14 protein-coding genes are annotated in these 18134 nt (G+C 68.9%); 4 read left to right on the top strand and 10 right to left on the bottom strand.

Going from position 1 to position 18134, the window contains the following annotated elements:
* Window positions 1-39 precede the first annotated feature (39 nt).
* Window positions 40-660, top strand: coding sequence for a hypothetical protein (locus ACZ6ZD_RS09200; protein ID WP_465670006.1), 621 nt, complete (start codon window positions 40-42; stop codon window positions 658-660).
* Entirely contained in the window at window positions 657-2720 is a 2064-nt protein-coding gene (locus ACZ6ZD_RS09195; RefSeq protein WP_465670004.1) for a YhgE/Pip family protein, read from the top strand. Before ACZ6ZD_RS09200 ends, ACZ6ZD_RS09195 begins: the two co-directional genes overlap by 4 nt.
* On the opposite strand, the gene ACZ6ZD_RS09190 is transcribed toward ACZ6ZD_RS09195, so the two are convergent.
* The 9 genes from ACZ6ZD_RS09190 to ACZ6ZD_RS09150 all read right to left on the bottom strand — a co-directional run bounded on the left by ACZ6ZD_RS09190 (window position 2717) and on the right by ACZ6ZD_RS09150 (window position 14551).
* Entirely contained in the window at window positions 2717-3961 is a 1245-nt protein-coding gene (locus ACZ6ZD_RS09190) for a hypothetical protein (protein WP_465670002.1), read from the bottom strand. The genes ACZ6ZD_RS09195 and ACZ6ZD_RS09190 overlap by 4 nt on opposite strands.
* Window positions 3958-4791, bottom strand: coding sequence for a carbohydrate ABC transporter permease (locus ACZ6ZD_RS09185; protein ID WP_465670000.1), 834 nt, complete (start codon window positions 4789-4791; stop codon window positions 3958-3960). Before ACZ6ZD_RS09185 ends, ACZ6ZD_RS09190 begins: the two co-directional genes overlap by 4 nt.
* A 17-nt stretch (window positions 4792-4808) precedes the next feature.
* Complete coding sequence (locus tag ACZ6ZD_RS09180; protein WP_465669998.1) at window positions 4809-5699, bottom strand: carbohydrate ABC transporter permease; 891 nt, start codon at window positions 5697-5699, stop codon at window positions 4809-4811.
* 1 nt (window position 5700) lies between these two features.
* Window positions 5701-7080, bottom strand: coding sequence for an N-acetylglucosamine/diacetylchitobiose ABC transporter substrate-binding protein (gene ngcE / locus ACZ6ZD_RS09175; RefSeq protein WP_465669996.1), 1380 nt, complete (start codon window positions 7078-7080; stop codon window positions 5701-5703).
* Window positions 7081-7191: 111 nt separating this feature from the next.
* The gene (locus tag ACZ6ZD_RS09170) at window positions 7192-7860 is read right to left on the bottom strand and encodes an N-acetylmannosamine-6-phosphate 2-epimerase (RefSeq protein WP_465669994.1); all 669 of its coding nucleotides are present in this window, start codon (window positions 7858-7860) and stop codon (window positions 7192-7194) included.
* A gap of 22 nt (window positions 7861-7882) precedes the next feature.
* Entirely contained in the window at window positions 7883-8782 is a 900-nt protein-coding gene (locus ACZ6ZD_RS09165; protein WP_465669992.1) for an N-acetylglucosamine kinase, read from the bottom strand.
* On the bottom strand, window positions 8779-11439 hold the full coding sequence (locus ACZ6ZD_RS09160; protein ID WP_465669990.1) for a PLL family lectin: 2661 nt from the start codon (window positions 11437-11439) through the stop codon (window positions 8779-8781). The genes ACZ6ZD_RS09165 and ACZ6ZD_RS09160 overlap by 4 nt, the downstream gene beginning before the upstream one ends.
* 69 nt (window positions 11440-11508) lie before the next feature.
* On the bottom strand, window positions 11509-12930 hold the full coding sequence (locus ACZ6ZD_RS09155; RefSeq protein WP_465669988.1) for a gamma-aminobutyraldehyde dehydrogenase: 1422 nt from the start codon (window positions 12928-12930) through the stop codon (window positions 11509-11511).
* A gap of 7 nt (window positions 12931-12937) precedes the next feature.
* Window positions 12938-14551, bottom strand: coding sequence for an amidohydrolase (locus ACZ6ZD_RS09150; RefSeq protein ID WP_465669986.1), 1614 nt, complete (start codon window positions 14549-14551; stop codon window positions 12938-12940).
* 156 nt (window positions 14552-14707) lie between these two features.
* Between ACZ6ZD_RS09150 and ACZ6ZD_RS09145 the strand changes: the two genes are divergently transcribed.
* Window positions 14708-16096 carry an aspartate aminotransferase family protein gene (locus ACZ6ZD_RS09145; RefSeq protein WP_465669984.1) on the top strand — a complete coding sequence of 463 codons (1389 nt, stop codon included), beginning with the start codon at window positions 14708-14710 and terminating at the stop codon, window positions 16094-16096.
* On the opposite strand, the gene ACZ6ZD_RS09140 is transcribed toward ACZ6ZD_RS09145, so the two are convergent.
* A complete protein-coding gene (locus ACZ6ZD_RS09140; protein WP_465669982.1) occupies window positions 16097-17200 on the bottom strand; it encodes a serine hydrolase domain-containing protein in 1104 nt (367 codons plus the stop codon).
* A gap of 170 nt (window positions 17201-17370) precedes the next feature.
* Here ACZ6ZD_RS09140 and ACZ6ZD_RS09135 point away from each other — a divergent pair, with 170 nt between their 5' ends.
* The gene (locus ACZ6ZD_RS09135; RefSeq protein ID WP_465669980.1) at window positions 17371-18099 is read left to right on the top strand and encodes a thaumatin family protein; all 729 of its coding nucleotides are present in this window, start codon (window positions 17371-17373) and stop codon (window positions 18097-18099) included.
* The last annotated feature ends 35 nt before the right edge of the window (window positions 18100-18134 follow it).

Below are 18134 nucleotides of genomic sequence, written 5' to 3'. Positions count from 1 at the left end.
TTCTGTATTGAATACACAACCGTATTGAACGGGGATGTCATGCAGCTCGAGGCCACCGGGATCAGCGTCGACGGTCCGCACGCGCCGATGTTGCGGAGTACGTCGGTGCGGGTCGACGAGCAGCAGGTCGTCCTGCTGACCGGCTACCCGGGCCCCGGCCACGTAGCTGCCGCCCTGGCGCTCTCCGGCCGGCTCAAGCCGGACACCGGCGAGGTGACGCTGCAGGGCTCGTCAGACCCCGTCGTACTGCGCCGCAAGGTCGCTGTGGTCGACGCACCGGGCATCACCGAGCCGGACGACGCGCTGCCCGTGCAGACCGTGGTCGGCGAGGAGCTGGCGATGGCAGGCCGTAAGGCCGGTCGCAAAGCCGTGCTGGCCTGGCTGAACGAGCACGGCGCCGCTGAGCACGCCGACAAGCGTTTCGAGCACCTCCCCGTCGCCGCCCGGACCAGACTGCTCGCAGAGCTGACCGTCGCCCGTCCGGACGTGAAGGTCGTCATTCTGACCATGCCGGATCGCCACGGCGGCGATCCGCACGAGTGGTACGCGCTGGGTCGCGATCTGGCCGACCGCGGCTACGCAGTGCTCATTACTTGCGCCGACACGTCCGCCCGACTGCTCGACGTACCCGCAGACCAAGTTGAGGAGATGAAGGCGTGACCGCGCTTCGGATGGCGTTGAGCGAGCTGCGACGGCTGACCGCGGGCCGCCTGCCCAAGCTGGCCGTGGTGGCGCTGCTGCTCGTCCCGGTCCTGTACGGCGGTCTCTACCTCTACGCGAACCACGATCCGTACAGCCGGCTCAACCAGATCCCCACCGCGGTCGTCGTCGAGGACGAGGGCACCACGCTCGCCACGGGCGAGAAGCTGAACGTCGGCCCGCAGGTCGCCGACGAGCTGGTGAAGTCGAAGAGCTTCGGCTGGCACCGGGTCGACCGCGCCGAAGCGGACAAGGGCGTCTCCGACGGCAAGTACGAGTTCGCCCTGGTGCTGCCGAAGTCGTTCTCGGCCGATCTGGCCTCCAGTGCGGACTTCACGCCCCGGCAGGCGAATCTCGAGCTCCTGACGAACGACGCGAACAACTACATCGCGCACACCATCGCCAACCAGGTCGTCGCGCAGGTCACCAAGACGGTCGCATCGCAGGTCAGCGAGACCGCCGCCAGCAAGCTGCTCGCCGGGTACAACACCATCCACGGTCAGATCAGCCAGGCCGCTACCGGCGCCGGAAAGCTGCAGGAGGGTCTGACCACCGCTGCGACCGGTGCCGGCAAGCTGCAGGCCGGTGCGGGCCAGCTGAACACCGCACAGCAGAAGCTGTCGGCCGGTGCGACGAAACTGGCGGGCGGGACGACGCAGGCGCAGCAGGGCGCGGCGAAGCTGGCCACCGGTGCTGACCAGCTCAGCGACGGCCTCGGCACGCTCAAGCAGAAGACTGCGAGCCTGCCGCAGCAGACCAGAGCCCTGGCGAACGGCGCCGACCAGGTGGCCGACGGCAACGAGAAGATCGCTACTGCGGGCCGTCAGGTCGCCACGGCGTCCAGCACGCTGGTCAAGGACCTCAAGGCGTTCGACCAGCGCCTCGCAGCGCGACTGAAGGCTCAGGGGCTCAGCAACCACCAGATCAACCAGGTCCTCACTGAGACCGCCAAGCTGCGCGGTCCGGTCGTTCGGGCGAACACGAAGATCCAGTCGACGTCCCAGCAGCTCAACCAGCTGGCTGGCGGCGCGCGCAAGGTCTCGAATGGCGCTGCCGCGCTGGCCAAGGCGACGCCCCAGCTGACGAACGGCATCGGTACGGCGGCCAATGGCGCCAAGCAGCTCGACTCCGGAGCCAGCCAGCTCAAGTCCGGTCTGACGACCCTGCAGTCCGGCGCGCAGCAGCTGGCCGCCGGCGAGAAGCAGGCCGTCGCCGGGCAGGGCCAGCTCCTGAACGGCGTGAACAGCCTGTCCGGCGGTGTGACGCAGCTGAAGGACGGCGCCACCCAGCTGAACGCCGGTCTGACCAAGGGGGTCAAGGAGATCCCCAACCCGACCGCAGACCAGCGCAAGGCCGTGGCCGAGACCCTGGGCGCACCGGTCACGCTGCAAAACGTCTCGCAGGCGACGGCCGACAGCTACGGCGCCGGGCTGGCCCCCTTCTTCCTCTGCCTGGCCTGCTGGATCGGCGCGTACGTCCTCTTCCTGCTGGTCCGGCCGCTGTCCCCACGGGCGCTGGCCGCGCTGCAGTCGCCGTTCCGGATCGCTCTGGGCGGTTGGCTGACCCCGGCGCTGTTCGGCGCGATCCAGGCCACTCTGGTGTTCGCTGCGGTGTCGCTGGGCCTCGGCATCAACGTGGCCCACCCGTGGCTGACCGTCGGCTTCCTGATCCTCACCTCGGTCACCTTCGTCGCGATCCTGCACGCGCTCGCGTCCTGGTTCGGTGCCGTCGGCAAGTTCCTCGGCCTGGTGATGATGGTCATCCAGCTCGTCAGCGCGGGCGGCACGTTCCCCTGGCAGACCATCCCGGCACCGCTCTACTTCTTCCACCACGCGCTACCGATGAGCTACGCCATCGACGGCGTCCGTCACCTCATGTACGGCGGCTCGACCGCCTCCGTCGGCCGGGACCTGCTGGCCCTGGCCGCCTGGTTCGCCGTTGCCCTCGCCGCCTCCACCCTCGCCGCCCGCAAGCAGCGCGTGTGGCCGGCCAAGAAGCTCCAGCCGGAGCTGGCGCTCTAACCGTTTACGAAGGCGGCTGTCTCGGCCACGAGCTGGTCGGTCGTCGGTTGGTCGAAGTAGGTGATGAGGGCTTCGTAGACGCCGTTCTCGGCGGCGGTCGGGTCGACGACATAGCCGAAGTACCCATCCGTGTAGCCGACGACTCGGGTGACGGCGTGGCTGCTCTTGGCCTGCAGAGCGGCGCCGTGCAGGGCGAAGAGCTCCACCGGCAGGTTCACCCAGCAGACGTCGCCGAGGGTGACCACGCTGATCGGCAGGTCGAGCTCGGTCGGCAGGTCGACCGAGGCCATCAGCGCTTGGCCCCGAGCGCCGTCCAGACGGGTCTGCGCGATTCTGGTCGACGGATCGTCCGCTCCGCCGCTCACAGCGCGTTCGGCAGCCTGGACGAGCGCAGCGGCCTCCGTGACGGACGGAACAGGTCGGACCGGCAGTGTGAGCGTCTTACGCCGGATAGTTGGGGCAGCCGCAGGCAGCTCCAGCCCCGGCTCGGCTAGCGACTCAAGGACGCGCGCAGCGAGCAGCTGACCAAGCCGGGCGACCTCGGCCGGCCCACGCCCCTGCCGAGTGAACCGCGGGCTGACGTCACCGGCCGCTCCCTGCAGGTAACCGACCACAGCCGGCTGCAACGCGGCTCTGGTCGCACCTGGCCAGTCAGCCGACCACTCCAGGTTCTCCGGCCCGTACGTCGTCGGGTGGCAAGCGAAGTCCAGCAAAACCGCACGTAGTGCGCCATCCGTCGAGTGCAGCGCCAGCACCCCGGCCGTGTTGTCGTGCGGCCCCTCCCGCCGGTGCCGGTTCGTCCCGACCCCGACCACCTCCACCGATCGCCACGACGCCACGGCCGGCTCCGGCGTCAGCACGGCGCCCGCGATCGCATCGCGCAGTTGCTCGTACAGAGCGGGCTCTCGCTCGGCAGGAATGACCGGATGAATCTCACCGGTCCACCCGCTCGGCCCCGAGTGAGTATGCGAGGCCGACACCACGACGTGGGACGCCGGAATGCCGGCCACCCGGGCAGCGGCCGCAGCCAGCTCGGCGGTGAGCTCCTCGCCGACGGCGATCGCGTCGAGCGTCAGCCAGAGCACACCGGGGGCATCCGGCGTACTGAGCCAGATGATGCTGGCCTGCAGCGGGTCAGCCGTGCCGGTGGCCGGACCGGTGCGAGCGGCGTACCCGTCCAGGGTGTGCCCCGGCGGCGGGGTGACGTCGAGGGCGGTCGCTGCGAGCAGCAGATCTCTCACTTCAGGGCTCCTGCGGTCATACCGGCACTGATCTGCCGATGGAAGGCAAGGTAGACCGCCAGCACCGGAAGAATGGAAATGGTGAGTCCGGCGAACAGGCCGGAGAAGTCACTGTGATAGCCCTGGGTGACGGCGATGTTCGCCAGGCCCTGGGTGACCAGGTAGCGGTCCTCCTCGGTGTTTAGCACCAGCGGCAGCAGGTACTCGTTCCACATCCCGAGGAACTGAAAGATACCGATGCTGACCAAACCTGGCCGGGCCAGCGGCAGCATGATCCGGAACAGTACGCCGAAGTGCGAGCAGCCGTCGACCAGCGCCGCTTCGGCCAGGTCCTTCGACTGGGCCTTGAAGAACGCGGTCAGGAAGAAGACCGAGAACGACATCCCGCCGGTCGCGTAGACCAGGATCAAGCCCAGGTAGCTGTTCAGCAGCCCGAGGTTCTGGACGACGAAGAACAGCGGCACCAGCGCCAGGAACCCCGGAAACACCATGCCGCCGACGAAGACGTAGTACAGCGCCTTGCTGCCCGGGAACTCGAACTGCGCCAGCACGTAGGCCACCGCGGCCGACAGCAGCAGGCAGAGCAGCACGCCGCCGGTCACAACGATCACGCTGTTGAAGAAGTACTTGCCGATATGGGACTCGTTCCAGGCGCGGGAGAAGTTCTCCCAGTGCCACTGGTTCGGCAGGCTCCACGGACTGCGGAAGATGTCCGCGTCCGACTTGAAGGCGCTGAGCACCGCCCACAGCAGCGGGAACAGCACCATCGCGCCCCAGACCAGCGCGAAGCTCTGTGTCACCCCGCCCAGCACCCGGCTACCGCTCCGCATCGAGGACACCCCCGTTCTCAGTAGACGACGCGCTCGCGGCGGGTGAGCCGGAACGTCAGAATGGTCAGGATCATGTTCAGCGCGAACAACGTGACGCCGATGGCCGAGGCGTAGCCGAACTTCCCGTAGGTGAACGCGTTCGTGTACATGTACAGCGAGATCACCTGGGTCGCGTCGTCCGGGCCGCCGGGCCCGATCGACAGCACCTTGATCAGCGCGAACTGATCGAGCGCGCCGATCACCAGGAACGCGACCGCGACCTGCACGGTCGGCCAGATCAGCGGCAGCGTCAGCCGGAAGAAGGCCTGCACCGGGCCGGCGCCGTCCAGTAGCGCGGCCTCGTACAGCTCCTTCGGGATCGCCGCCATCGCCGCGGTGAACAGCACCACGTAGAAGCCGACCGCGCCCCAGACGACGACCGCCATCACCGACCCCAGCGCGGTGTCGCCGTCGCCGAGCCACAGCTTGGCCAGGCCGTCCAGCCCGACCCCGCGCAGGAACCCGTTCAGCAACCCGCTGCGCGGCTCGAAGACGAACTGCCACAGGACGCCGACGATCGCGATCGACAGCACGCTCGGGAAGAAGTACACGACCTTGTAGAACTTCGCGAAGCGGACGCCGCCGCGGTAGTTCAGGATCGCCGAGAAGAACAGCGACATCGTCACGATGATCGTCGGCAGACACACCAGCAGGAACAGGTTGTGCCGCAGCGCGACCCAGAACACCGAGTCGTGGAACAACGTGACGAAGTTGTCGAACCCGATGTAGCTGTAGGTCGCCGACAGCCCTTCCCAATCGGTGAACGCGATCGGGAAGGCCTGCAGGTACGGCGACACCACGAAGATCGCGTAGAGCCCGAGCGGGACCAGCAGCAATCCGATGACGAAGCGGTACTTACCGTGATGCATCTCAGGCGGAGAACTTCTTGATCGACGGATCCTTGGCGGTCTCGTCGGCGTACTTCTGCATCTGCTTGCTCCACTCCTGCGGCGTCAGCTCCTGGTTCATCAGCGCGGACGTCGCCTTGTCGGAGTTGTCGAGCAGCTTCTTGTACCAGGTCCGGAACTGGAAGTCGCTGAACATGTTCGTCCCGGCCGCGGCGATCGCCTTCTGCATCGAGGCGGCCGCCGGGGTGAGCTTGACGCCGTCCACCGCGCCCTTCGTGACGACCGGCGAGTTGGTCAGCTCGGCGAAGTTCTTCATGCACTGCTTGGAGATGATGATCCGCAGCAGCTCCAGACCGCCCTGCGGATTCTTCGCCTGGGCCGGGACGATCAGCGCGCCGCCGGGCCCGCCGGTGACGGTCTCGAACGGCGCCTTGTCGGACGCCGACCAGCCGGGCACCGGCGCCATCGTCATCTCGAAGTTCTTCGGGACGGCGTCGCCGAGCTCGTTCTCCAGCCAGCCGCCGCAGGGGATGAAGACCGCCTTGCCCTGCGCCCAGTAGTTCTGCGAGAGCGTGTGCGACAGCGCCTGCGTCCCGTCCAGCAGGTACTTCTTCGCGGCCAGCTCCTGGTAGCCCTCGGCGGCCTGGATCAGCGCCGGGTCGCGCCAGGCGTTCGGCTGCAGGTTGTCCAGGCTCTTCTTCAGATCCGGGCCGGCAGCCTTGTACGCCGTCATCAGCAGCGGGTTGGTCAGGTAGCCCGGGAACTTGCCCTGATAGGTCCACGGCGCGATCCCGGCCTTCTTGATCTCGGCGCAGAGCGCGAGCATCTCCGGCCAGGTCTTCGGGTACGTCCAGCCGTGCTTGTCGAGCAGCGCCTGGCTGTACCAGATCCCGCCGACGCCGAAGACGTACGGCATCTCGTACTTGACGCCGTCGTAGCGGCCGGCCTCGGCGACGCCGGGGAGCAGGGTGTCCTTGACCTTCACGCCGGGCTGGTCGAACGCCTCCATCTCGAGCAGCGCGCCGATGTCCATGATCTGCTTCTTCGCGGCCAGCGCCGCGCCGTCCAGACCGACGTTCTCGATCAGGTCCGGCGGGTTGCCCTGGATGAAGCGCGGCTGCAGCTGCTGCTGGAGCTGCTGACCGCTGGTCAGCTTCACTTCCGCCTGCGGGTAGGCCTTGCGGTACAGGTCGAGCGGCAGCTCGGTCCACTTCTTGCCGTAGCCGCCGTCGAAGTTGAAGAACTCCAACGGCTTGCCGCCGTCGAGTTTCGCGCCGCCGCTCGCGGCCGGGTTCGCCTTGTCGGCGACGGGCTTCGCACAGGACGCGAGTCCGGCGACAGCGGGCGCCGCCAGCGCGACGCGAAGAAGGGTGCGGCGGTCGACCTTGCCGTCTGTGCTCATGGAACGCGTCCTCTCCAGGGGATCGATTGGGACATGGATACGCCCGGCGGACCTGGCGGGGGAAGAGGATTCGACCTGCATCGACAAGATGGAGTAGACCACTGTGATCGGTTATGCGATCGGGATCGCGCTGACCAATCGGGCCGTGATGTCCATCGGATTGGTGATCGCGTGACCGACGACGACGGCGTACGCGCCCGCTTCGCAGACGGCACGGACGTCGTCCGGCGTCCGAACCCTGCCCTCGGCAACGATCGGGCAGTCGAGTTTGGTCGCCAGCCGCCGGACCAGCTCGACGTCTGGTCCGGTCGGAGTGTGGCCATTGGTATAGCCCGACAAGGTCGAGGCGACCAGGTCGGCGCCCGCGTCGCGGGCCGCCGCACCGGCGTCCAGCGTGTCCACGTCGGCCATCACCGGGACGCCGAGTTCCGCGTGGATCCGGGCGATCTGGTGTTCCAGCCGCTCGCCGTTCGGTCGTGGTCGAAGGGTGCCGTCGAGGGCGACCAGATCCGCGCCGGCGGCGACGATCCCGACGGCGGACTCGAAGGTCGGCGTGATGAAGACGCCGTCCGGATCGCCGAGTTTGTTGATCCCGATGATCGGCAGCGTGGTCGCCGCGCGGATCGCGGCGATGTGGTCGGCGCCGTTCGCCCGGATCGCGCCCGCGCCGCCGGCCTCGGCCGCGCGGGCCATCAGGGCCATCCGTTCCGGGGAGTGGAAGGGATTGCCGGGCGCGGCTTGGCAGGACACCACCAAGGTGCCCGGGGCAATGACGAACATGGAGTTCCCCGTTTCGATCTGCTCAGTTGTGGTGGGTCACGATCAGGCCGGCGTACGGGCCCGGGTCGCCGGTCGCCAACCGGGCGGCGCCGTCCAGGCTGCCGCCGGCCGCGGCGACCAGGCGGGCGCGCGGCCCGAGCCGCGTCCGGACCGGCCCCAGCAGTTGTTCCCCGGCGCCGGCGAACAACCCGCCGACACAGGCGACCGGGACCTCCTCGGCACCCTGGAACTGCGCGACGGCGGCATTGATCGTCTCGGCGATCCGCAGCGCCGCGGTGGTGAGGATGCCACCGGCAACCAAATCTCCTTCGGCGGCGCAACGCAGGACCTCGGGCGCGAACCTCGCGACGTCGTCCACCAGGGTCGGTGAACCGTAGTAGGTGATCGGGTTGATCGTCGTCTCGGCCAGTTTCGTCACCGGGCCGCGCCCGTCGCGTGCTCGCAACACGGCCCGGAGGCCGGCCCGGCCGATCGCGAACGCGCTCCCGGCGTCCCCGAACAAGAACCCGTGCCCGTCGAGCTTGTGCCACTCCCCACCGCGGTCCACGGCCAGGCAGACCAGCCCGGTCCCCGCCGCGACCACCACGCCGTACCCGTCCTCGAGCGCTCCCGCATGCGAGGTCACCATGTCCTCCGCCAACCTCACCTCGGCCGCACCCAACAACTGCGCGACCCTGGCGGCGAACTCCGCCGCCACGCCAGGTGCCGCCGGGAACCCAGTCAGCCCAAGCGCAACAACCGCCACACCACCCGACGGACCGGCTAGGCCGGCTTGGGTGGCGGCGGTTTGGATGGCGGCGAGGAGGTGGCTGAGGGCGTCGGGGCCGTGGGTGTAGCCGGGGGCGGTGCCGGTGCGGTTGGTTTCGAGGACTCGGAGGCGGAGGGCGGACTGGCCGCCGTCGATGGCCACGTGGACGGTCATGCGGTGATCCAGTGGGAGTAGTCCTGCCAGGGGAGGTGCCAGCGGTTGACCTTGTGGGTACGTCGGTCCTGGCCGGCGGTGTCGTTGGCCACCAGGCGGACGGTGCCCAGGGTTTCGTCGTAGAGGACTGCGGGCGAGCCGGTGAAGTGGAGCGTGCCGACCGGTTCCCAAGGGGTGTGGCCGCCGCGGACGTCGATCATGGAGCAATGATGGATGCGCCGGTCGGCGCCGAGGACGTAGATCTCGATGGTGTTGGCGCCGGGGTTGAACGCGACGACGGGATCGTCGGCCAGCTCGAGGTCGCCTAGTCGGGTCCAGCGACCTTGGCCTACCCGGTCGTCGAGGTAGGTGTGGTGCAGATGGTTGTCGGCGCCGCGGACGTAGATCTCGTACGACGCCGTCGGCTCGTTCCGCGCCCAGACCGGGTCGCCGGCGGCGAGCAGGCTGCCCAGCACCGCCGGTACGCCGTCCTGATCGCGGACCACGCGGCCGTCGGGACGGCGGGCGAAGGTGACCGGGGCCGGCCGACCGAGCTGGATGGCGTCGAATTCCGCCCGGATAGACGTAACCAGCTCGGAACGGCCGGCACCGGGGTCTGGCGCCGGCGGGAAGAAGTCCGCCTCGGTGAGGTAGAGCATGGCGCCGATCAGCGTCGGCGCGACCGACCAGCCGGTCTCCACGCAGTACGGGCCCCAGCCGACGTCGGCGTTCGACCCGAAGTACTCCCAGGCGTCGAAGTCGAACGCGCGCTGCCAGGTCCCATCGAGCTGCTCGTCGGCCGGATCGTCGATCTGGATCCGGCTCAGGTAGTCGAGTACGCCCTGCGCCAGCTCACCGAACACCGGCTCGCCGGTGATCTTGTGGACCAGCGGCAACGCCCACGCCGCGAACGGCGTCCCGTAGAGCTGATCGGTGACCGGATCGCCGTTCGCCTGGAAGATCGACGCCTCGTCGACGCCGTACGCCTCGTTACTCGGCGGGCACTTCCCGTCCCACTCGGCGAACCCGCCGTCCGGGCCCTGGCGACTCTTCAGGAACGCCGCCAACTCACGCAGAACCGCCAAATACAAGGGATTCCGCGTGTATTGGTACGCCCCGGCCAACGGCAGCAGGAAGCGCCCGGCCTCGCACGTCCGGCTCGTCTCCAACCGGGCGCGCGGATGATGACTCGCCATATGATCGAGCCCGCGGGTCGCGATGTCGAGATAGCGCTGCTCGCCCGTCAGCCCATAGGCGTACAGGTACGCGCACTGCGCCGAGCTCTGCCAGTGCGACGTCAGATCGAGCCCGTCCTCGATCGGCGAGCGAGACAGCTCGTCCCATCCCTTGACCAGCAGCGTGGACGGCGTCCGCCACGGATCCACCTGCAGACCGAGCTCCGCGCTCGCCGTCCGGAGCAACGATTCGACACCCCGCAGCCCGGACTCCGAGTACCCGGACATCAAGGCGAACAAGGAGATCCAGCCGTTGTCATCGGCAAACAAGTTGTTACTCGCGGTCAGGTCGCCCCGCGGACCCCGGGGTTCGTACGACCCGAAGAGCTGGTTCCGATCGGTGAGCTGCTGCTCCTCGACGACCAGCCGCATCAGGTTGGCCGCGATCGTCCGTCCGCGCGGGAAATCGGCGAGGTCGGCGTACATCCGGAAAGCGTGCGCCGTCTGGGTGAAACAGTCACCGCGCGGCACCGGCCGGAACGGAAGCTTGCCCTCAGCATCAATTTCGTTGGAGAACCCTTCGGCGACGCCCTTCGACCCGTCGGGCGCGTCGTAGAACATCCCGGCCCGGTCGTACCAGGCGATCGCCCGATCGACCATCCGCCGATACCGCTCCACCCGCGGCCCGACCGCGACCGTCGCCTGCTGATCCCCAACCGTGAACACATGCTCGCCGTCCGCCAAATACTGCGGCTCGGACTCGTACCGCCCCGGCGCCGTCTCCACGAGCTCCAACTCGGCCGAAGGCTTGACCGCGGATCGGACGACGAGCTTCACCGGCTCCCCGGTCGCCACCCACACCCGCGGCTCGGTGAACACCTCGACGTCGTCCGGTACCGGTACGCCGACCAACCGCGCGACGATCACCTGCACCAGGCGCGCCCACCGCCGGACCGGCTTGTACCGACCCGCCACGTGATGGCTCAACGCGGTGGTCGCGTACAGCAGCCGACCCGCGCCGACCGGAATCTCCAGCAGTGCCGGAAAGGTCTCCTCCGGCAGCCCGAAGACCGCCTCATGCGTCCCCGCCACCGTCGCATAGGTCAGCAGCTCGACGGCGCCCTCGGGCGCGACCACCTGCTGCACCTGCGACGAGTGCTCGTCGAGGATCCGAAGCGGCTCGATCCCGCCCAGAGCGGCCGTCGTGACGATCCGCTCGAAATGCGCGGCCCGCAGCTCACCCTGTGGCAGGAACCCGGTCTCGTCGAGCGCGAACTCGACGTACGCCGAACCGCCCGCGCGCACGTAGGCCGGCAGCCCGCCGACCCCGAGCCGGGCCGGCTCCGGATAGCGGCCGACCACGACCACCGCCGCGTACCCGCCGAGATCGTCCGGCGGGACGTCGTACCGGACCGAGCTGAGCCCGGCCCGATCGAGAGCGGCGGTGAACGTGGCGGCCGGGATCGGCGGGCCGATCACAGCGACAGGGGCGAATCCGGTCACCGGATCAGCGTGACCGACGCCGGGGCCACCGGTAAAGCACCCCGGCTAGACCACTGGCCCGGGGGCGGCCTATCCCTCGATGTTCGACATCACGTGTTTGATCCGGGTGTAGTCCTCCAGGCCGTACATGGACAGGTCCTTGCCGTGGCCGGAGTTCTTGAAGCCGCCGTGCGGCATCTCGGCGACGATCGGGATGTGGGTGTTGATCCACACGCAGCCGAAGTCGAGTTTGCGCGACATCCGCATCGCCCGGCCGTGATCGCGGGTGAAGACCGAGGACGCGAGCCCGTACTCGACGCCGTTCGCCCAGCGCAGCGCCTCGTCCTCGTCGGCGAACCGCTGGACGGTGATCACCGGGCCGAAGATCTCGTCCTGGATCGCCTCGTCGTCCTGCCGCAGGCCGGAGACGACGGTCGGCTCGAAGAAGTAGCCGCGGTCGCCGATCGCGTTCCCACCGGCCTGGACGGCGGCGTGGTCGGGCAGCCGGTCGACGAACCCGCGGACCCGGCCGAGCTGGTCGGCGTTGTTGAGCGCGCCGTACGCGACGTCCTCCTCGGGCTGACCGGTCCTGGTCTGCCGGGCCTGCTCGGTCAGCGCGGCGACGAAGTCGTCGTGGATCCGCGGCCCGGCGAGCACCCGGGTGGCCGCCGTACAGTCCTGGCCGGCGTTGAAGTAGCCCGCGCCCGCGATCGCCTCGGCGGCCGCCTCCAGGTCGGCGTCGTCGAAGACGACCACCGGCGCCTTGCCGCCGAGTTCGAGGTGGGTGCGCTTCAGCTTCTGCGCCGCGGACGACGCGACCTCGCGCCCGGCGCGGACCGAGCCGGTGATCGCGACCAGCTGCGGTACGTCGTGCTCGACCAGCGCCCGGCCGGTGCCGCGGTCGCCGCAGACGACGTTGAAGACGCCCGGCGGCAGGAACTCGTTGCACAGCTCGGCCAGCAGCACGGTCGAGGCGGGTGTGGTGTCACTCGGTTTCAGGACGATCGTGTTACCGGCCGCGAGCGCGGGCGCGATCTTCCAGATCGCCATCATCAGCGGGTAGTTCCACGGCGTCACCTGGCCGACGACGCCGATCGGCTCGCGCCGGATCCACGAGGTATGACCGGGCATGTACTCGCCGGCCGAGCGGCCCTCGAGCACCCGGGCGGCACCGGCGAAGAAGCGCAATTGGTCCACACAGGGCGGCAACTCTTCGCTGGCCGTCAGCGCCAGCGGCTTGCCCGTGTTGCGGCTCTCGACCGCGGTGAACTCGTCGGCGCGCTCCTCCAGCGCGTCGGCGATCTTGAGCAGCATCCGCTGCCGCTCGGCCGGGGTCGTGTCCCGCCAGCTCTCGAAGGCGCGCGCGGCCGCGGTCATCGCCTGGTCCACGTCCTCCGGCCCGGACAGCGGCGCCTGGGTGTACGTCTCGCCGGTCGCGGGTGCGATCACGTCGTACGTCGCACCGCTCAGCGCGGCGACCGGTTTGCCGTCGACAAGGTTGGTGAGGGTCATCAGGGTCCTAACTGGTCGGGCCGAAGACGAGCTCGCCTTCGACATAGGTGGCCCGGACTCGGGCGGTGTTGATCTCGTCGGTGGGTGCGGTGAACGGGTCGCGGTCCAGGACGGCGAGGTCGGCGAGGGCGCCGACCTCGATCCGGCCGGTGTCGTCGGCGTGGTTCACCCAGGCGCTGCCGGAGGTGTACGCCGCGAGCGCGGTGGTCAGGTCGATCGCCTGCTCGGGCAGGAACGGGTCGTCCGCCTTGTCGGTCCGGCGGTTGACCGCGACGTGGATCGCCTCCAGCGGGTTCGGGCTGGAGACCGGCCAGTCGGAGCCGGCGACGAGCCGGGCGCCGGTCTTGGCCAGCGAGTTGAACGGGTACTGCCAGCCGGTTCGCTCGGGGCCGAGGAACGGGATGGTCAGCTCGTTCATCTGCGGCTCGTAGACCGCCCAGAGCGCCTGCATGTTGGCCGCGACGCCGAGTTTGGCGAACCGCGGGATGTCGTCGGGGTGGATCACCTGCAGGTGCGCGATGTGATGCCGGTTGTCGTTGGATCCGTTCCGGGCTCGGGCGTTCTCGAACGCGTCGAGGGCTTCGCGCGCGGCACGGTCGCCGATCGTGTGCACGTGGACCTGGAAGCCGGCCGCGTCCAGCTCGGTCACGTGCTCCTTGAGGGCCTGCGGGTCGACGAACGAGATACCGCTGTTGCCGGTCCGGCAGCCACAGCCGTCGAAATACGGGTCGAGCATCGCGGCGGTGTGGTTCTCGGCGACGCCGTCCTGCATGATCTTGACCGAGCGGGCCCGGAATCGGCTGTACTGCAAGGCGTTTCGGCGTTCGATCAGGTCGGGGATCTGCTCGGCGCCGCGGTCGCGCTCCCACCAGAGCGCGCCGTTGACGCGCGCCGTCAGGCGGCCGGACTGCGCGAGTTCGACGTACGCCGGGGTGGAGTCGCCGAGGTTGGCATAGGCGCCGAGGATCGCGTCCTGCCAGCCGGTGATGCCGAGTGAGTGCAGGTACTGCTGAGCGTCGAGGAGCGCGTCGACGAGCTCCTGGGGCGTGGTCGGCGGGGTGAGGCGGCCGACCAGGTTCATCGCACCCTCATGCAGAGTGCCGGTCGGGACGCCGTTCGCGTCACGTTCGATCCGGCCGTCGGGCGGGTCGGGCGTGCTCGCGTCGATACCGGCCAGCTCCAGGGCTTTCGAGTTGATCCAGGCGCCATGGTGATCGGCGTTCGCGAGGAAGGCGGGCCGGTCGCCGGTGACGACGTCCAGGTCGGCCGCGGCCGGCGTCCCGCCGGGGAAGTCGGGCTGGTGCCAGCCGCCGCCGAGGATCCACGGCGCCTCCGGGTGGGCGTCGGCGTACTGCTTGATGCGCTCCTGGTACCCGGGGAGGCCGTCGCAGGGGGAGAGGTCGCAGTGCGCGCGTTCGATACCGCCCTGGACCGGGTGGAGGTGTGCGTCGACGAAACCCGGCAGCAGGAGGCCGCCGTCCAGGTCGACGATCTCGGTGGCGCGCAGGTCGGCCAGGTCCGGCCCGACGGCGGCGATCCGGCCGTTCCGGACGGCGACGGCCAGGCCGGGGCGGTACGTCGTCCCGTCGAAGACCGAGCCGTTCACGAAGAGGGTGTCCACCCATGACCTCCAGAGATGCGGAATCCGAATCAGAAGCCCCCGTATGGTGCTGACATCGACACCCTATCGGCTTTGGCGGCACGAAATCACTTGCCAGAGCGGATTTCTCCGGGCAGGATGACGGGCAACGACAACGCTTGAGACGAGGGATCCGACATGTCGTCCGACACGATCGGCGACGCCGACTTCGCCCACCTGCAGCAGTCGGCGCGCGACCACCTGTGGATGCACTTCACCCGGATGTCGAGTTACGAAACGGCCGACGTGCCGGTGATCGTGCGCGGCGACGGGGCCTACATCTACGACAGCCACGGCAAGCGCTACCTGGACGGCCTGGCCGGCCTGTTCGTCAGCCAGCTGGGCCACGGGCGGACCGAGCTCGCCGAGGCGGCCGCGAAGCAGGCCTCCGAGCTGGCGTTCTTCCCGCTGTGGTCGTACGCGCATCCCAAGTCGATCGAGCTCGCCGAGCGGGTCGCGAACTACGCGCCGGGCGACCTGAACCGGGTCTTCTTCACCAGCGGCGGCGGCGAAGCCGTCGAGACCGCGTGGAAGCTCGCGAAGCAGTACTTCAAGCTGACCGGCAAGCCGGGGAAGCACAAGGTGATCAGCCGCGCGATCGCCTACCACGGGACGACCCAGGGCGCGCTGTCGATCACCGGCCTGCCGGACCTGAAGGCGCCGTTCGAGCCGCTGGTTCCGTCGACGTTCCGGGTGCCGAACACCAACTTCTACCGGGCGCCGATTCACGGTGACGACGAGGAGGCCTTCGGCCGCTGGGCCGCGGACCAGATCGCCGTCGCCATCGAGAACGAGGGCCCGTCGACCGTCGCGGCCGTCTTCCTCGAGCCCGTGCAGAACGCGGGCGGATGCTTCCCGCCGCCGCCGGGGTACTTCGAGCGGGTCCGGGAGATCTGCGACGAGTACGACGTCCTGCTCGTCAGCGACGAGGTGATCTGCGCCTTCGGCCGGCTGGGGACGATGTTCGGCGCCGAGCGCTACAGCTACCAGCCGGACATCATCACCTGCGCCAAGGGCATCACCTCCGGCTACTCACCGCTCGGCGCGGCGATCGCCACCGACCGGCTCTTCGAGCCGTTCGGCAAGGGCGACACCACGTTCGCCCACGGCTACACCTTCGGTGGCCACCCCGTGTCCGCCGCGGTCGCCCTGACCAATCTCGACATCTTCGAGCGCGAAGGCATCAACCAGCACGTCCGGGACCGCGAGGGGGACTTCCGGGCCACGCTGGAGAAGCTGCTCGACCTGCCATTGGTCGGTGACGTCCGCGGCGCCGGGTACTTCTACGGCATCGAGCTGGTCAAGGACAAGACCACCAAGGAGACCTTCAACGCCGAGGAGTCCGAGCGGCTGCTCCGCGGCTTCCTCTCCAAGGCGCTCTTCGACGCCGGCCTCTACTGCCGCGCCGACGACCGCGGCGACCCCGTCATCCAGCTCTCGCCGCCGCTGATCTGCGACCAGGCGCACTTCGACGAGATGGAGTCGATCATCCGGTCCGTGCTCGTGGAGGCGGAGTCCAAGCTGTAGTCATCGCCGGCCGTCGGCACCGCAGAACGCGGTGTCGACGGTTTGGCTGACGCGTTTCGCGTCCGCGGACGTCGTGTGGGTAGAGGTGACGGCGAGCGCGGCGGCGCGACCGTCCGGCATTGCGGCGTCCAGCGTTTCGTAGCCGTAGATCTGGCCGCCGTGGCCCCAGGCGACACCGCCGCAGGACAGCGGCAGGGCGGCGATCCCGAGCCCGTAGCCGCTCTTGCCTCCGGCATCGCGACCGGCGGAGTCGACCGTCTTCAGCATCTGCTCGAGCTGGGCGGGTTTGAGGAGTTTGCCCTGCAGCAGGGCGACCAGGAAGCGGTTCATATCCGCCGGGGTGCCGACCATGCCGCCGGCTGCCCAGGCGATCGACGGGTCGAGCTCGGTGATGTCGGCGCCTTGGAAGTAGCCGGTCGGGTGCGGGCCGTGGATCCGCTGATCGCCGAGCGCGGGCCAGGAGGTGTCGCGCAGGCCGGCCGGTTCGATGACGCGGCGGGTGATCTCCTCACCGAGCGGGCGGCCGGTGACCTTCTGGATCAGGAGACCGGCGAGGATGTAGTTGGTGTTGCTGTAGGTGTAGCTGGTCCCGGGTGCGAACAGCGCCTTCTTCTGCAGGGCGATGTCGACCAGGTCGCGCGGCTCCCAGTAGGTGTGTCGCGTCGGCGGGTAGTCGGGCGTCAGGTCGTGGTACTCCGGGATGCCGCTGGTGTGCTGCAACAGCTGGCGCACGGTGATCCGGCGTCCATCGATTCCGTCGCCGCGGACGACGCCCGGGAGGTACTTCTCGATCGAGTCGTCCAGCCCGACCTTTCCTTCACCGACCAATTGCAGGACGACGGTCGCCGTGAACGGCTTGGTGTTGCTCCCGATCCGGACTCGGCTGCGCGGGTCCATCCGCGCGCGGGTGGTCAGGTCGGCGACGCCGGCGACGTACGTCCGCGATTTCCCGCGGGTGTCCCGCACGGTCGCGATCGCGCCGGGGAAGCCCTGGGTCAGCTCATCGACGCGCTGCTGCACCGGATCCTTCCGGGCGGCGACGGCGGTCAGGGGCGACATCAGGCAGGCGGTGGCGAGGACTGCGACCGCCAGACGGCGAAACATCTGGAGCTCCTTTCGTTGACGTCGTCCACGCTAGAAGCCGGCGCATCGCCTCACCATCCAGCCGGCACCACTCTCGGGGTAGAGCCTGCTGGAACATTGACAACGTTGTAGCGGGTGCGGATCGTGGGTAGCGCAATCTCCCGCGTCCGCCCCGACTCTGCGGAGTAGATATGCCGAAACTTCTTGCTGCCTTCCTGTCCCTCGCCCTGTTACTGGGCCTCACCACGCCGGTCGCCGCGGCGACCGTGCACACCGTCACGTTCGTGAACCAGTCCGGTCAGACGTTGTGGATCGGGTCGACGGTGAATGCCGACAACTCGGTCAACTTCACCAATCTGCCGACGCTCGCCAACGGCCAATCGGCCACCGTCACGGTGCCGGAAGGCGCCTGGCCGAACCACTGGCGCGGCAAGTTCTTCGGCCGGCAGGGCTGTACGGGCACCTCCGGCTCCACCTTCAAATGCGCGGTCGGCGACTGCGGCCCCTGGGCCAACCGCTGCACGCTGGGCGAGCAGCCGACGAGCCTGGCCGAGTTCAACTTCGACCAGAACGACCGGCTCGCGCCTTGGTACAACGTCAGCTACGTGAACGCCTTCGCGCTACCGATCACCATCCGCGCGAACAACGCGTCGTCCCCACCGCCCGAGTGCGAAACCATGGGCTGCCCCGAGAACCTGTTGCCCTACTGCCCTGCCGCCAACAAACGGGTCGGCACCAACGGCACCACGCCGTACTGCCTCAACCTCAACCGCGACGCCCGCACCCCCTACAGCGACGCGCTCAGCTCCCGCTGCCCCAAGGCCTACGCCTGGTCGAAGCAGGACGCCGAACAAGGCAACCAGACCGTCCGCCAATGCCGAACCTGCACCGGCTTCACAGTCACCTTCCACCGCGTCTAGCCGAACCGCCACCACCTTCCAATTCCACGACACGC

This window comes from Kribbella sp. NPDC104218, assembly GCF_055584105.1.
This window is presented reverse-complemented; position numbering and strand designations above follow the sequence as displayed.

What these genes read in the sequence shown, in the direction of transcription:
- ACZ6ZD_RS09180 (WP_465669998.1), bottom strand. Translation starts at nt 5,699, where the DNA reads ATGCATCACGGTAAGTACCGCTTCGTCATCGGATTGCTGCTGGTCCCG.
- ngcE (WP_465669996.1), bottom strand. Translation starts at nt 7,080, where the DNA reads ATGAGCACAGACGGCAAGGTCGACCGCCGCACCCTTCTTCGCGTCGCG.
- ACZ6ZD_RS09185 (WP_465670000.1), bottom strand. Translation starts at nt 4,791, where the DNA reads ATGCGGAGCGGTAGCCGGGTGCTGGGCGGGGTGACACAGAGCTTCGCG.
- ACZ6ZD_RS09135 (WP_465669980.1), top strand. Translation starts at nt 17,371, where the DNA reads ATGCCGAAACTTCTTGCTGCCTTCCTGTCCCTCGCCCTGTTACTGGGC.
- ACZ6ZD_RS09145 (WP_465669984.1), top strand. Translation starts at nt 14,708, where the DNA reads ATGTCGTCCGACACGATCGGCGACGCCGACTTCGCCCACCTGCAGCAG.
- ACZ6ZD_RS09155 (WP_465669988.1), bottom strand. Translation starts at nt 12,930, where the DNA reads ATGACCCTCACCAACCTTGTCGACGGCAAACCGGTCGCCGCGCTGAGC.
- ACZ6ZD_RS09165 (WP_465669992.1), bottom strand. Translation starts at nt 8,782, where the DNA reads ATGACCGTCCACGTGGCCATCGACGGCGGCCAGTCCGCCCTCCGCCTC.
- ACZ6ZD_RS09200 (WP_465670006.1), top strand. Translation starts at nt 40, where the DNA reads ATGCAGCTCGAGGCCACCGGGATCAGCGTCGACGGTCCGCACGCGCCG.
- ACZ6ZD_RS09140 (WP_465669982.1), bottom strand. Translation starts at nt 17,200, where the DNA reads ATGTTTCGCCGTCTGGCGGTCGCAGTCCTCGCCACCGCCTGCCTGATG.
- ACZ6ZD_RS09170 (WP_465669994.1), bottom strand. Translation starts at nt 7,860, where the DNA reads ATGTTCGTCATTGCCCCGGGCACCTTGGTGGTGTCCTGCCAAGCCGCG.